Annotated in this window: 17 protein-coding genes; 14 read left to right on the forward strand and 3 right to left on the reverse strand. The window is 62.3% G+C overall.

Features of this window, described 5'->3' with window-relative positions:
* Positions 1-108 precede the first annotated feature (108 nt).
* Positions 109-336, forward strand: a complete 228-nt coding sequence (locus tag SINAC_RS34615) for a Trm112 family protein (protein WP_015250188.1) — start codon at positions 109-111, stop codon at positions 334-336.
* A gap of 74 nt (positions 337-410) precedes the next feature.
* Here SINAC_RS34615 and SINAC_RS34620 read toward each other — a convergent pair whose 3' ends face one another.
* Entirely contained in the window at positions 411-1,916 is a 1,506-nt protein-coding gene (locus tag SINAC_RS34620; protein ID WP_237722713.1) for a hypothetical protein, read from the reverse strand.
* Between the two features lie 426 nt (positions 1,917-2,342).
* On the opposite strand from SINAC_RS34620, the gene SINAC_RS34625 reads away from it, so the two are divergent.
* From SINAC_RS34625 to SINAC_RS34640, 5 genes are all read left to right on the forward strand, one after another.
* Complete coding sequence (locus tag SINAC_RS34625) at positions 2,343-2,696, forward strand: VOC family protein (protein WP_015250190.1); 354 nt, start codon at positions 2,343-2,345, stop codon at positions 2,694-2,696.
* Between the two features lie 319 nt (positions 2,697-3,015).
* A complete protein-coding gene (locus tag SINAC_RS34630) occupies positions 3,016-3,642 on the forward strand; it encodes a hypothetical protein (protein ID WP_015250191.1) in 627 nt (208 codons plus the stop codon).
* A gap of 169 nt (positions 3,643-3,811) precedes the next feature.
* Positions 3,812-4,564, forward strand: coding sequence for a fused DSP-PTPase phosphatase/NAD kinase-like protein (locus tag SINAC_RS39310; RefSeq protein ID WP_020466556.1), 753 nt, complete (start codon positions 3,812-3,814; stop codon positions 4,562-4,564).
* Positions 4,530-5,123: a tyrosine-protein phosphatase gene (locus tag SINAC_RS34635; protein ID WP_020466557.1), complete on the forward strand. Its 594-nt coding sequence runs from the start codon at positions 4,530-4,532 to the stop codon at positions 5,121-5,123. Before SINAC_RS39310 ends, SINAC_RS34635 begins: the two co-directional genes overlap by 35 nt.
* A gap of 103 nt (positions 5,124-5,226) precedes the next feature.
* The gene (locus tag SINAC_RS34640; RefSeq protein ID WP_015250193.1) at positions 5,227-5,664 is read left to right on the forward strand and encodes an acyl-CoA thioesterase; all 438 of its coding nucleotides are present in this window, start codon (positions 5,227-5,229) and stop codon (positions 5,662-5,664) included.
* Here the strand turns inward: SINAC_RS34640 and SINAC_RS34645 are convergent.
* The gene (locus SINAC_RS34645) at positions 5,632-6,108 is read right to left on the reverse strand and encodes a hypothetical protein (protein ID WP_015250194.1); all 477 of its coding nucleotides are present in this window, start codon (positions 6,106-6,108) and stop codon (positions 5,632-5,634) included. The two genes, SINAC_RS34640 and SINAC_RS34645, sit on opposite strands and share 33 nt — an antisense overlap.
* 102 nt (positions 6,109-6,210) lie before the next feature.
* A complete protein-coding gene (locus SINAC_RS34650; RefSeq protein ID WP_015250195.1) occupies positions 6,211-7,137 on the reverse strand; it encodes a serine hydrolase in 927 nt (308 codons plus the stop codon).
* Positions 7,138-7,435: 298 nt separating this feature from the next.
* Between SINAC_RS34650 and SINAC_RS34655 the strand changes: the two genes are divergently transcribed.
* From SINAC_RS34655 to SINAC_RS34685, 8 genes are all read left to right on the forward strand, one after another.
* Positions 7,436-8,428: a CvpA family protein gene (locus SINAC_RS34655; protein ID WP_015250196.1), complete on the forward strand. Its 993-nt coding sequence runs from the start codon at positions 7,436-7,438 to the stop codon at positions 8,426-8,428.
* Positions 8,428-8,667, forward strand: a complete 240-nt coding sequence (locus tag SINAC_RS34660; protein WP_015250197.1) for an RNA-binding S4 domain-containing protein — start codon at positions 8,428-8,430, stop codon at positions 8,665-8,667. The genes SINAC_RS34655 and SINAC_RS34660 overlap by 1 nt, the downstream gene beginning before the upstream one ends.
* 292 nt (positions 8,668-8,959) lie before the next feature.
* Positions 8,960-10,339, forward strand: a complete 1,380-nt coding sequence (locus SINAC_RS34665; protein WP_015250198.1) for a 6-phosphofructokinase — start codon at positions 8,960-8,962, stop codon at positions 10,337-10,339.
* Between the two features lie 281 nt (positions 10,340-10,620).
* Positions 10,621-11,637: an L-histidine N(alpha)-methyltransferase gene (gene egtD, locus SINAC_RS34670; protein ID WP_015250199.1), complete on the forward strand. Its 1,017-nt coding sequence runs from the start codon at positions 10,621-10,623 to the stop codon at positions 11,635-11,637.
* A gap of 210 nt (positions 11,638-11,847) precedes the next feature.
* A complete protein-coding gene (locus SINAC_RS34675; RefSeq protein WP_020466559.1) occupies positions 11,848-12,702 on the forward strand; it encodes a PSP1 domain-containing protein in 855 nt (284 codons plus the stop codon).
* Between the two features lie 36 nt (positions 12,703-12,738).
* The gene (locus SINAC_RS34680) at positions 12,739-13,167 is read left to right on the forward strand and encodes a Minf_1886 family protein (RefSeq protein ID WP_015250201.1); all 429 of its coding nucleotides are present in this window, start codon (positions 12,739-12,741) and stop codon (positions 13,165-13,167) included.
* 112 nt (positions 13,168-13,279) lie between these two features.
* The gene (locus SINAC_RS41630; RefSeq protein ID WP_015250202.1) at positions 13,280-13,414 is read left to right on the forward strand and encodes a hypothetical protein; all 135 of its coding nucleotides are present in this window, start codon (positions 13,280-13,282) and stop codon (positions 13,412-13,414) included.
* A gap of 88 nt (positions 13,415-13,502) precedes the next feature.
* Positions 13,503-14,228: a methyltransferase domain-containing protein gene (locus tag SINAC_RS34685; protein ID WP_015250203.1), complete on the forward strand. Its 726-nt coding sequence runs from the start codon at positions 13,503-13,505 to the stop codon at positions 14,226-14,228.
* The last annotated feature ends 46 nt before the right edge of the window (positions 14,229-14,274 follow it).

Genomic DNA, 14,274 nt, shown 5'->3' on the forward strand with positions numbered 1-14,274 from the left:
CCTTCACGCGAAGGGGCGGGCATCCCATAATACTCGACAAGGTGGTCCGGACAATAGCCGGACCCGAAGCTTATTATTTCTGAATCCAGACCGAAGGATGTCAGCACAATGGTAAGTGAAGATCTTCTTGCTTTATTGGTTTGTCCCATGGACCAGAAATCCTCCCTGCGCCGCGAGGGTGACGCGCTGGTCTGCACCCGGTGCGGACCGCGGTTCGCCATCAAGGATGACATCCCGAACATGCTGATCGAGGAGGCCGAGCTCCCTCCTGGATGCGATGCTCTGACCGACCTCGAGTGTGTTCGGTCCGGCGATGCCAGGGTGGACGTCCCCTGAATCGTGAACGGCTCGCTCACCCACTCCATGGCCACGTCTTGTGACGCCGAGCCGCCCGATCGACTCCCATTCCTCTAATGACGCCAGGCCCGGGCCAGCCGCCGGAAAAGCCCCTTATTCAGGCGTTCTCTCTCCGCATCTTGAACGTTTCTCAAGTAGGTCCGCAGGGCCGCGATCCGTTCGTCCGGAGAGTTGGACGGATTCGGCCTTGGCACCACGACGGTCGGGGTCTCGACGCTCAGGAGGGGCTCGGCTACGTCTGGTTTTTCTGGGGCAGGAGGATCCCCTGGATCCGCCTCCACGGGCAGAGCGTCTTCTCCCGGACCAAGCGTGACTGACTCTTCAACGGTCGGGGGATCAACGCTTGCGCTGGGTCGCTGGCGGGATTTGAGCATTAGTTGGAGTTCTTCCAGAGCGAGTTGCTGCGCCTGGGCCTCCGCTTCGTGGGCGAGGCGAATCTGGACGATCTCGTCATCGCGCTCTTTCAGTCGTTCGGCGAGTTCTCCGCATCGCCTGGATTCAGCATCCCTCGCATCCAAGGCCCGATTGACCTCTCCGGCCAGCCGCTCGACCTCGCCCTGGTAGCGGTCCAACTCCTGCCGGTTCAGTAGTTCAAGGCCCGCGTCGATCGATCTGGCCGAACTGCGTGCCACCTCGATCTCCTTGCGCATCGCCTCTCGTTCCGCCTCGCCCTGTCGGCGTGTGATGTCCAGTTGGGCCAGCGCATCCTCAAGCTGGCCCAGAACGTCACGCAACTGTTCCGAGGAATTGTCGCGTTCGCGAGCGAGCCGATCGGAAGCTAGGGCCAAGGCCCGGCGTTCCTCCTCACGACGTGCAGTCAACTCATCGGCATGCCGGGCCTGAGCCTCGCCAAGCGACCGCTCCAACTCATCCACCCGCGCAACGAGGCGGTCGCCTGCAGCGGCCGTGGCCTGCTGCTCCGCCAAAAGTCCGTCGCGCTCGGCCTCGACCTCCGTGACTCGTCTGGCCGACTCCACCTGCTCCCGAACCAAATCCTCCACCCGACGATGGGCGACGTCGCACTCACCCTGAAGCACCTCGAGCTGTTGGCTGTGCCAAGCAGTGAGGCGGTCGCACGCAGCGGCCATGGCCTCCCGCTCCACCAAGAGCCCGTCGCGTTCGGCCACGACCTCCGTGATGCGTTGGGCCGACTCCATCTGCTCCCGAACCAGGTCCTCCGCACGCCGGTGGGCGGCGTCGCGCTCGTCCCGGAGCGCCTCGAGCTGTTGGCTGTGCCGAGCGACGAGTCGCTCGACCTCCTCTTCCAGGCCCTGACGCTCGCTCCCCCAGAGCGCTTGCGCTCGTTCGAGCTGGCGGGCATGACGGGCCTCAGCCTCGGCGAGAGCGTGGGCGTGCTCGATCCCCCGGGACGCCGCCGAACCCGACGCATCCCCCATCTCCGAAAGGTCGAACAGCGGCGGGCCCCCCGACTCCCCGAATTCCATCGGCGATGATACCGCCAACTCGTCGGTTCGCTCCGTGTCGCTTCCCGTGAACCCCTGAGCCTGATTGGTCGCATGAATGGCCGCAATCAATTCGGGAGTCGCCGAAGCCGGCACGCGGATCTTCGCCCGACTTAGAAACGGATGTTTACAGTAGTTGCAAACGACCCGTCGATTGACGTATTCGAGACGCAAGCTCAAATTCTGAAAGCAGTTCGGACACGAGCACCGGATATACGCCGTCATAGAACGGATCCGCTCCTCACGCGTACCAACCCTCAATCGTTCCTCCGTGAACCCGCTTTCGCGACCACCTAACTGTAGGTCGAAAATCGTGGCCCCATGACTCAAAAAGAGGGCCGGCGGGGCTCATTGTGAGGAGGCCTTCCGGGAAGCGCACTCGCTCCCCAGGTCGGTGGGCAAGACCCGCGACGACGGCCATGAGTTCCCTTGCTCCGTCCTCACCCCTAAAATATCGTAACCCGTCGATTGACTGCGGCGGGACCTCTCCCCGCACCACAAACCTCGTGGAGCGCTCTCCAAATGATTCTGAATCACCTCAACCTCGCCGTCTCGGACGTCCAGAAGGCCAAGCAATTCCTCGAGAAGTATTTTGGGCTCGATTCGGAAGGGAAGCCGGGGAACGACCACATCGCCTTCTTGCGGGACGAGAACGGCATCGTGCTCACCCTGAGCAACTTCAATCAGGGGGCCGAAGTCAAATATCCCGACACATTCCACATCGGCTTCATCCAGGAAAGCCCGGAGCGGGTGAACGAGATCAACCAACGTCTGAAAGCCGATGGATTCGAGGTGGATCCCCCTCAAAAATTTCATGGATCCTGGACCTTCTACTTCCTGGCCCCGGGCGGCTTCGTGATCGAGGTTCTCTCCTAAAAAAACGAGCGTTTCGCAAACCGGTCCGCGACAGTGTGAAAAGAGGGGAATACAAAGGTATTGGCCGAACCACCACCCTGGAATCCCTCACGAGCCACCCCTGAGCTTTTGCCCCGGCAAGTTGTGCTTGACGGTCGCGATCGAATCTCCTACAAGGTGCACGATCACTTCTATTCTTGGGCGGTGAACGCCCGAGTCGCCGTGATTTCCCCCTCTTTTGACCTTCATCCTAGCCGGCGATCAGATCAGAGCGTTGTCCGCTCCAAACGGCATGGGCTCATCGTCGTCTTATCGAGCGATGAGAATGAGGTCAACGGGAATGCAACGGTCGATCCGGCTCACGATCGCTCTGGTTGGCTTGCTCAGCCTGGCATCCGGCTGCGCCATGCAACCCGACGCGCGTTACGTCTATCAGGACGGCCAATTCGGCGTGATCGGCATCCCTCAGAACACGAAGTTCGGGCGTAAGAACTTCCAGGCGCAGGCGGAAGAGCTGATGAGCCGGCACTTCCCCGACGGCTACGAGATCGTTCGCTCCGAAGAGGTGGTCGAGGGGCAGCGGTCGCTCGACTCGGGCAGGAAGACGGAGATCGCCACCGAGCCAAGCTTCAAGGCACTCGACCAGATGATCAAGCTCGGAAAGTTGGCCGAGACCCGTTCGGTCGAGCAGAAAGACTCGATCCCGATCCTCGAGAGCCGGATCATCTACAAGCGAAAGACGGCCGATGGGCCGCAAGGGGCCAACGGATTCGCCGCCCTGGCATCGGCCACGCCGCAGTTCTACATCGACCCCAACGACATGACTCGATGCAAGGCCCTCAAGCTCCTGGCCGAGGCCAAGAAGCTCCCCGTCGACGACAAGGGGGTCGAGACTAACGTCGTCAAAGCTTCGGCTGAGGCAGTAAAGGACACGGAGTGTGTCCACTGTAAAGCCAAGCAGCCCTGACCGAAGACCCCTGATGAGAGGACGGCTCAACCGCGTGCGAGGGCCACACCGGGGTTGGGGTTGTCACGGAGGTCGGGCGGGCTACAATCCCGACGACCTTAACGTCCGGCGAGTTTCCCGAGGGATCCTGCCGTTCGCGTCAAGGGAAAAAGGGAAGGAGCCTTTGCGAGTGAAGCGCCGTCGCGCGATTGTCCTGACGCTCCTCGGAGTACCGACCACGCTGGGGTTGGGCACTGCATTCTTCCGTGACGACCTGCTGGAGAAGCGAGTCGCGGTGATCGAGCCGGGGCGGCTGGTCCGTGGAGCCTGGCAGCGCCCGGGTCCACTCCGACGGGTCATCGAGCGGGAACGGATCCGAACCATCGTCAGCTTGACCGCGATCAATCGCGACGACCCGAAGTACGTCGCCCAGGCGAAGGTAGTGAGCGAGACCGGGGTCAACTGGATCATCGTGCCGATGCGCGGGTCGCGAGCGACACTCGAACAGATGGCCGAGGCGGCCGACTTACTGGCCGACTCCAGGCGACAGCCGGCCTTCTTCCACTGCGTGGCCGGCCATCACCGCACCAGCCTCGTCCATGCCGCCTATCGGATCCGCCACGAAGGCTGGACGGCCTCCCAGGCCTGGCGCGAGGTGGCGAGTTTTCCCTGGGCCCGGCCCAGCCTCGACCACGAAGACCGCCGGCTGATCGAGGCGTTTGCCGCAGCCCAAAGCGCGGGGACTCTATCACGGAGAGACGTCGATCATGCGAGCGGGCCAAGTTCGGAAGTGGGTCGTCCGGCCAATCCTGGCAGCGGCCGTTCTCGCGGCGACGTTCGTGGGGGTCCGGGTCTGGAAGAACAACCTCGACGTGGTTCAGAGCGAGCGAATCTTCCGCTCGGGTCAAATGCCGGCGGCCAACCTCGCCCGGACCGTGCGTGACCATCGGATCAAGACCGTCTTGAACCTACGCGGAGCCAACCCCGAACAGGCCTGGTATCCCGCCGAACGCGCAACGACGCTCAATGCCGGAGCGACTCAGATCGACCTCGCCATGGCTTCCGACATGTGGCTGTCGCGAAACCAGGCGCGGACCATCATTAACGTCCTCGATACGTGCACCTATCCCATCTTGATCCACTGCCAGTGGGGGTCGGAACGAACGGGCCTGGTCTCGGCGATCGCCGAACTGCTTCGCCCGGGCGGGTCGCTCGCCGACGCGAGACGCCAGTTTTCGCTCACCTACCTTTACATCAAGGCGGGAGATGGAGCCGTGATGGAGCGGCACCTCGACCGCTACGAGCAATGGCTTCGAAACGGCAAGCTCGTCCACTCGCCCGAGCAGTTTCGGCGCTGGATCGCGCACGAGTTCCGCCCGGAAAGCCCCAGCCGCGAAGAATGGCCCTACGACCCCTACCCCCCGGTCATCATCACCCGGCCTGGCCCCACGGAACCCCCCACGGCTCAACTCGCCGACGAGGGATCCGTGAGTCGCAAATGACGTCCCGTCCGGCCGAAGCCTAGATCAGAACTGAGTCTGCGGGGTGCCCTCGGAGGGGCGCGTCCCTCCCCTCGAACGCACCCAAGGGAAAGGTTATCGAAGCATGTCGGAGAACCGAAGCCAGAGCCACGAGACCCAGGTCCGGGTGCGCTACGCCGAGACCGACCGGATGGGGCTGTTGCACCACGCCAACTACATCGTCTATTTCGAGATGGGTCGGACCGAACTGCTCCGGGAGCGGGGCGTCTCGTACCGCGACCTCGAAGACTCAGGGCACCTGCTCGTCGTCGTCGAGATCGGCTGCAAGTTCAAGAAGCCAGCCTATTACGACGACCTGCTGACGATCCGGACGACAGTATCGCGCGTCACTCACGTCAAGGTCGTTCACCAGTACCAGGTCTTCCGCGACGGCATGCTCCTGGCCGAGGGGCATTCCACCCTGGCGTGCGTCGACCGGGAAGGCAAGCCGCAGGCTCTGCCCGACGTGATCCGGGCGGACGTCGACAACTCAAACGTCGCGAACCGGCTTGCCAAAGAATGACTCCGCCTCGGCCACGATCGCGTGAACTGCCACTTCTGCCTGGGCCTCGGAGACCCCGAGCAACTCGCGGGCGAGGTCGAGCTTACGGTGCTCCGACTCGGTGACGATCCGATCCGAAACGACGCGGCGGACCAGGAGGAGAAACTCCTCATGCTGAGCTTGGGCCACCCACTCGGGGTCAAGCTCCAGGGCGCGGGCCTCGTACATCAAGACGTCCCACTCCGGCTTTGAGGCGGGCAACTCGTCGAGAATCCGCTTGAGCTTCTTGTGCCACTGGGCACGGTCGTATTGACCCGCCGAGGCGTGAGGAGCAGTCGAGCCCGCGTCCGCCCCCGACTCCTCAACGATCCCCCCCGGCCCAATCGCCCGAGGGATTGCCGACTCCTCGCTCGGAGATGCGGGGGCGGCGGTCAGAGCACGTCGCAACGTGTCGAGGAATCCCATCGGGCCTCCCTTGATTGAATCTCTCAATCGTCGATTTGACCCCGGCAACGAGGGAAGTGGGGTGCGACGGGTCCCGTACTCAAACCTATCGCACCCGTCAGGTCATTTCGATGCAGGGGCGTCCTCTTTGTCCTTCTTGAAGTGCTCGAAGACAACGCGGGCCACCTCGGCGCAAAGCCGGTTCCCCGCATTGTCAGCCACCCACCGTTTGTCCTCGTTCTCGTCGGTCATGACGCAGACAGCGACCGGCCCCTGGCCGCATTCGATGATCCCGGCCGCGGTCTTCGAAGAGTCGACACTCCCTGTCTTGAACGCGATCTTCGTATCCGGGGGCAAGAATCGAGGAAACTTGTCCTTATCGTCACAGGCCCGCAAGTGTTTGAGCATCGCCTCGCTCGCTTCCTTGCTGACCAGTTCCCCTTTTTGCAGCGACTCGCAGAGGCGGATCATTTCGGCGGCGGTCGTGCTGCCCAGGCCGAACTTCTTGCTTCGCTCGGGGAAGACCGACGTGTCGCGGCGGAAGACCTTGGAGTGGGCCTTGGTGTTCGGGTAACCCAGCTTCTCCATGAAGGCAGCAGTCGACCCAATCCCGATCTTGTCGAGCACCAGGTTCGTGGCAGTATTGTCGGAGTAGACGATCATAAGGTGAATAGCATCGACCAGCGGGAATTTCGCACCGGCCGAGAAATGATCCGTTAAGATCCCCGACCCGGGAACTTTGTCCGACTGCTTGAGCGTGAGCATCTCCCCCAGGTCGATCTTCTTCTCCTCCGCCTGGCGGTAGCTCTCAATCATGATCGGCAGCTTGATCAGGCTGGCCGTCGGCATCGGATCATCCTCGTGGTAGAGGAAGGATTCCCCTGTTTCGAGGTTTTTGATCGCAACGCTGACCTTCCCCTTGTGGGCCTGGATCAAAGGCTTCAGCCGCGACTCGAGCGTGGGTTCGTCGGCCGCTGCGAACGAAGCAAGCAATGTCAGGAAAGCGATCGCGCCAAGGGTTCCGGATAAATCAATGCGTGCAAAGGCCATGGTGATCGGTCTCGCAGGTGAAGTCGTCTCGAAAAAAAAAGAGGCTGGCGTCGGTCGTTCTCCCCACCCGGAGAAAATTGTCTCAGGTCGGCTGGTTTAATCCAAGAGGTTGGACCTCCCACCCTCCATGGCCAATGCCTCTTCAAGTGGGACAATACAAAAGATAGAAACATTAGGCATAAGAGCAAGACGACTCCGAGAAACGTCTCTTTTCGGCTTGGGGAGGGTCGGCTACGATACGGCCGGACCGATGGAGATCGGTCCCTACACATGGAGCCGACGACCTAGGAGATCAGGGATGACGATCTACGACGTGGCAATGATTAGCGCGGTGATCGCGGGAGTCGTCTGGGGGTTCTGGAGAGGAATCACCTGGCAAGTGGCCAGCATTGCCTCGCTGGTGCTCGGCTATACGTCCTCGCGAACGCTCTCAGAGCAACTGGCCCCGCACTTCCCGGGCGAGCCGGTGGTGGCACGGGCGTTGTCGATGATCGTCATCTACGCCGCCGTCTCCGGCGGTGTCTTCCTGGTGGCCTGGATCGTGCGGGCGACCTTGCGAAAACTGCAATTCGAGGCCTTCGACCGCCACCTCGGCATGATGCTGGGTGCCGTTGAAGGGGCCTTGCTCGGTCTGATCGTGACCCTGTTCGTCGTCAGTCTTGCCCCACAGACGCGCGGCCCGATCTTTGCGAGTCCGACGGGAAAGCTGGTGGGGAACGTCATGGAGACGCTTGGCCCGGTCTTGCCCAGTGAAGCGCGCCGGGTGCTCGCTCCGTTCTGGCATGACGTCGCTCCTGACACGGATAAGCTGGCCGATGAGACCGAGAACGCTCCCCTGCCGGATCCGGAGCCGGCACCGGCCGCCCGCAGGCCGTTGTTGAGGGATCGCCTCGACAAGTCGAGGGCCGTCGATCGCTCGACGCCGCCGGCCGGCGACCTGATCGCGGGGGAGAAGGCGAAGCTCAGCCGTGCGATCACCGATGAAGTCGAAGGTGTGCGCGACCAGGCCCGCGAAGCGGCCCGCTCCCAACTGCAAGAGGTCGATCGCTCGAAATCGGTGATCGGTGACCTGATCGAGAAGAAGAAGGCCAAATACACCCGCGCAATCGTCGACGAAGTCAAGGGGGTGCGCGACCAGGCCCGTGATACGGCCCGCTCCAAGTTGAAGAGTGCCGATGACGCGACGCCGTCGCTGGGCGAACTCTTCGACAAGGGCGAAGAGAAAATCGGCCGCGCCATCGCTGACAAGATTGAAAAAGAGCTCCAGCAAGTGGGAACGAGTAAACGCTAATGGTCGACCCGCTCAACGTCGGTGATCGTGCGATCAATCTGACGCAAGTCCTCAAGCTCGCCAACTGGGTCATGCACGGGGGCGAGGCCAAGGCCTTGATCTCCGAAGGCATGGTCCGCGTCAACGGTGAGGTTGAGCTCCGCAAACGAAGGAAGATGGCCCTTGGCGACCGGGTCGAGATGGAAGACGGCCGGTCGCTGATCCTCGTCAACGAGCCAAGTCCTCCACCCTCTTCCTGAGCCCGTTTGCGGCCGTAGGGTCATACCACCCTCTGGCTGTGGTAACCGTGGCACGAAGGGAGAGGCTCCAGCTCATCGACGCTCACGCCCCCAAATCAAGGGCGTGAGCAAGCCTGGACTCGCCCCTCTGCCCACTTCGGGCGATCTTCGCTACAATCGATCTGCTTGTGATGCAATGGGGCCCACCGGACCTCGTTGTGGAGGCGATCGGACGGCGATTCCTCTCCCCTCCGCGCCGCGGATCCCGACGTACAAGTCTTTTCGTAATCGGCGTCTTGATGAGAGGAAGACAATGAAGCGAATCGGTATCCTCACAGCGGGGGGTGATACCCCTGCGCTTAACGCAACGATTGCCGGAGCGGTCCAGCGAGCGAACCAGGCTCGCGTGGAAGTGTTCGGCATCATCAAAGGATTTAGCGGCCTGCTGAATCCGCAAGTCCCCCACGTTCACCTCAACCCCCTCTTCCAGGCGATCCCCGAGCTGGATCCAACCCGCGGAGGAACGATCCTAGGTGCATCGCGCGACTACGTTGACTCCGCCGACACCGAGACGATCGGGCGGGTGGCCGAACGGCTCAAGCAGCTCAAGGTCGATGGCCTGGTCTGTGTCGGCGGCGACGGCACGCTCAACGGCATGCAGCCGCTCAGCAATCACCTGCCGGTCGTCCTGGCCCCCAAAACCATCGACAACGACCTCGGGCTCAACTATTCCAACGAGGCGAGCGATTGGTATCGCGAGCCGGACAGCAGCCACCCCAAGGGCTACGTCACGAAGAAACGGCCCGAGCGTGCGTTCGGTCTGGACGACATGATCAACTACGTCACGCCGGGCTTCGCCACCGCCGTGTACGTCTCGTCGCTCAGCGTCCAGCGGATCCGGACCACGGCCGAGAGCCACCGGCGAATCGCCATCATCGAGGTGATGGGGCGCGACTGCGGCATGATCTCGCTGGCCACCGCCTACGGTCAGCCCGATATCATCCTCGTCCCCGAGTCACCCGTCGAAGCAGGCCCCTTGGTAGATCAGGTACACGCCGTCCTCGACGTCCAGAAACACGCCGTCCTCTGCGTCTCCGAAGGAATCGTCGACACCCAGGGACAAATCCTCGGCGCCATGAGCGCCAGCCAGGACCCGGCCGGCAATATCCAGTACACGGGAGCCGCCCAGGCGGTCAAGCGCCTCCTCGTCGATCAGATCGGCGATGCCTTCTTCACCCGCCAGCGTCGGAACGAAAGCGCCAACGCCGCGATCTTCGTCCGCAAGATCGGCCACACCCAGCGCGGCGGACGACCGATCCTCTTCGACCGGTTCTACGCGTCGCAGCTCGGCGGCAAGGCCGTTGAACTGCTCCTCCAAGGGCTCCATAACTGCGTGGCCACCCTGCAATACCGCAACGGCGGTTTCGTCCTCGACAGCATCGACGCCAACAAGCTGCGTGACCACTGGGGCAACATCCACGCACGCCCCCTCTCCCCCAGCTTCTACGACCCCACGCGTTTCCAACCCTCCGCCAAAGGGATCGAGTACCTGCGGACCATCTTCAATCACGCCCTCGGCGTCGACGACATCGAGTCCATGCGAACCATCTTCGACACCGGCAACCTGATCCATCCCTACGACTCGGTCAACGTCGACATCACCAAGCGGATTCTCCGCGTCGACCCCTCCTGAAAAAAGGACAAAGGAAATTTCGCTCGCCCAAAAGGCGAGCGGATCGCCTCCTGTCTTTTTGTGATGCGACGCCAAAGATCAAAAAAGCAAAGACAGGGAGCGATCCGCTCCCCGCTCGCCTCAGAAGGGAATCCGCTGTTTGATAAAGCGCAGCCTCCTGCCAAAATCCTACTATCTTGCCAGTTCGTGGTTCTTTTGCCAGAGTTGGCGCGCCTCTTGCTTCTGGTGGGGGGACGTTCGTTTCCCAAGGGATCGGATCACATTGCGCTTTGAGGTGTCTCTTGCCATTTGAAATTGCGCCGGGAGTCAGGCCGAAACGGCTGACGATCGAGAGGGCCTCAGCACCGCAGGAAACCGAGACGGAAACGCTGGCGGAAGCGGTTCGCCTCGGACTCGACGCCCGACCGAGGACGCTCCCCTGGACCTACTTCTACGACGAGGTCGGCTCGCAACTCTTCGAAGCGATCTGCGCGTTGCCTGAGTACTACCTGACGCGCACGGAGGACGCGATCCTTCGCGAGCACGCGGACGAGATGGTGGCCGGTTGGTCGCGGGATCCCGCGATGATCGAGCTCGGCAGCGGCAGCTCCTCAAAAACAAGGTGGTTGATAGCGGCGGCCATAAACCGTTACAGTAAACTACACTACGTCCCAATCGACGTCTCGCCGGCCCCCTTGATCGAGTCGGCCCAAGCCCTGGTCCGCCACTTCTCGGCAGTTCGCGTGACCGGCTACGTAGCCAACTACCGCGATGCCCTGGCGACCCTCCCCGAGCGGATTCCAGGCCCCCGGCTCTGGGTCTTCCTCGGCTCGAGCCTGGGCAACTACGCCGCCGACGAGGCCTGTGAGCTACTCACCCAGGTGGCTGCGGCCATGGGTGAGGACGACCGCCTGCTGCTCGGCACCGACCTGGCCAAGGACGCGGCGACCCTTGAAGCCGCCTACGATGATGCTGCGGGGATCACCGCACGGTTCAACCTGAACCTCTTAACGCGAATCAACCGCGAGCTCGGGGCCGACTTCGACCTCGATCGGTTTGCCCACCGCGCGGTCTATCGGCCCGATCTCGGCCGGGTCGAGATGCATCTCGTCAGCCGGGTAGCGCAAACTGTCCGAATCCCAGGGGCCGCGCTCACGGTCGATTTCGCCGCCGGGGAAATGATCCACACCGAAAATTCGCACAAGTATTCCCTCGACGGCCTCGCCGATTTGGCCGATCGGGCCGGATTCGCTGAAGAGGCGACCTGGACCGACCGCCAGGGGCTCTTCCGCGTCCAGCGCTGGCGGCTGCGAGACTGACGGCCCTTCAACCCCCTCTGCCACGGAAATCGTCGCGATTCAAGGCCAACTGAGGTCGATTCACAGCCGGCGGCCGGGCTATAGTATGCACATTCCGCATTCGGGCGATCGGGAATCGGGACAATCACGAAGGGGGACGCCATGCCCCCCTTTTCGTCTTTCAGGGGTCACCTGGGAGAGTCCCTCCCGCACCACCAAGAGCCTTGCGACATGAGCAGTTACGTCGTTCGCTACGGCCAGATGCGTTTCCTCGGCGAGTTCACGGGCATGGCCGGCCTGGAGCATCCTCGCGGCCAGCGCGTGGTGCTCCGGAGCGATCGCGGCACAGAGATCGGGGAAGTGCTCGGCCCCGCGACCGACCGAACAGCCGCGTTTCTGGAGAATCCGTATCGGGGCGAGATCATCCGGACAGCCGCGCCCGAGGATCTCGAGGCGGAATCCAAGCTTCCCGAGTGGCGTGAAGCCGGGTTTGCCGCCTGTCGCGAATTCATCGCCAAACGACGGCTCCAGATGGACCTGATCGACGTCGAGATGATCTTCGGCCGCGAGCGCATCGTTTTCTACTACCTGTCGGAGAAGCGAGTCGACTTCCGCGACCTGGTCAAAGACCTGGCCCGGACGCTGCAAACCCGGATCGAGATGCGCCAGATCGGCGTCCGCGACGAGGCCAAGCTCCTGGCCGACTATGGCGACTGCGGCAAGCCGGTCTGCTGCAATACCCACCTCTCTCGGATGCCGCCCGTCTCGATGCGAATGGCGAAGATTCAAAAAACCACGCTAGACCCCTCGAAGATTTCAGGACGCTGTGGTAGGCTTAAGTGCTGCTTACGGTACGAGTTTGATACTTACCAAGCCCTCGAGCACGAATTGCCGGCCGTCGGCTCGAAGGTTGTTACCCATCGTGGTCAGGGCCGGGTTTTGGCTCTGGAAGTTCTTGCCCAGAAAGTGGTTGTCGAGTTCGAAGACCGTCGCCGGATCGTCGTTTCCTCCGACGAGATCCTCGGTGTCGAGAAGTCGAAGGCGCGGCCCCTCAAGGATGAGGACGACGATCGCATTGAACCTTGACCTGTTCTTGCGACCAGAGCCATGGGGGGCGTTCTCATGAGCCTTCGCGATGATCTGGCCGAGGTCCTTTCTCGTGACCCTCGGTATCCCATCCAGGCGTATGCCTTCGTTCTCGAAGCGCTAGAATCCACCAAGATCGACAAGAAGAAATCGCGAGCACGGGTCCAACCCCGTGGCAAAGCCCCGAAAAAAGGGCTGGCCGCGTCGCGTCACGTCACCGGACGCGAACTCTGCGAGGGGGCGCGCCGCCTGGCACTCGACCATTACGGACTCATGGCCATCTCCGTCCTCGCCCTCTGGAATATCCGGTCGACTTCCGATATCGGCGAAATCGTTTATAACCTGATCGCCTCGGGCGACCTTGAGAAGACTCCGACCGACTCGCGTGCAGACTTCGATAACGTGTTTACATTCGACGAAGCCCTGAGACGTAATTACGTCATGGCGCTCGACGAGGTGGCCTGAAAACGGAGCCCTCTTCGTCGGGTGGCCACGGCTCAACAGGCCTTTTCTTGGCCTGGAGACGGGAACGGCTCGCGTCCTCTTCACGCTCAAAAACCAGAACGGGATTCATGTAATGGACGCTCGCCGTCGAAGATTCATGGCGGCCCTCTTGGTCTTCCTGATCTGGGTCGGAAGCCTAACCGTACTGGCAGCCAAGTCAGGACGCCGGCCGATGCCCCGCCCTGCCCCGCCCGTCGTCCCCCGCTAAAATCTTGCCTTTGTTTGCTTGATTCATGCCGGCCGGCCATCCAGGACGCTACGACCAAATCTAGAAGAGAGGGAGCGGCCTCGTTCATATGCCTTGGTCGTGGACCCCGGTTCGTTCGATTGACCCCGAATTGATGGACGCCCCCGGCCTGCCCGAGTCCGAGGTAGCCCAGGCCTACCAAGTTCTCCGACGCGTTAACCGGCAGCTCGGGAACCTGCGCTCGCTGGGCCGCGAGCTTCAGCGTTTCCTCGACGAGGAGCCTCGCGACGGCCGACCGGTTTCGATCCTCGACGTCGGCTCGGGTTCGGGCGACCTTCCCCAAGCCTTACAGACGCGATTGGAGCGGCAACGCATTCCGAACCGCGTGCTCGGGCTCGACCGCGACCCCACGGCAGTCGCGCTGGCCCACAGACAATCGCCATCCCAATCGCTCGACATCATCCAGGGAGATGCCCTCCGCCTGCCGTTCGCCGATGGCTCGATCGATCTGGTCACGGCGGTCAAGTTCGCACACCACTTCCATGCCGACGGACTGACGCGCCTGATCTCAGAGATGGCCCGCGTCGCCGGGCGCCGAGTGATCGTGCTCGACATTCAGCGCCACTGGCTCGCCTACTGGGGATTCATCGCCTGGAGCCGGCTCCTGACCCGCAATCGCCTGGTCCGCTACGACGGCCCCCTCTCCGTCCTTCGCGGCTTCACCGCCGACGAACTCACCGACCTGGGCCGTCGCCTCCCCTCCTTCTCATGGACGGTCCGCACCTACGCCGGCTTCCAACTCGCCCTCGTGGGTCGACGAATCGCCTCTCGCTGACGTGAGAACTTCCAAAATACTGCTGCGGAATCATTTTTGCTTCTGT

Source organism: Singulisphaera acidiphila DSM 18658 (assembly GCF_000242455.2).
GTDB lineage: Bacteria > Planctomycetota > Planctomycetia > Isosphaerales > Isosphaeraceae > Singulisphaera > Singulisphaera acidiphila.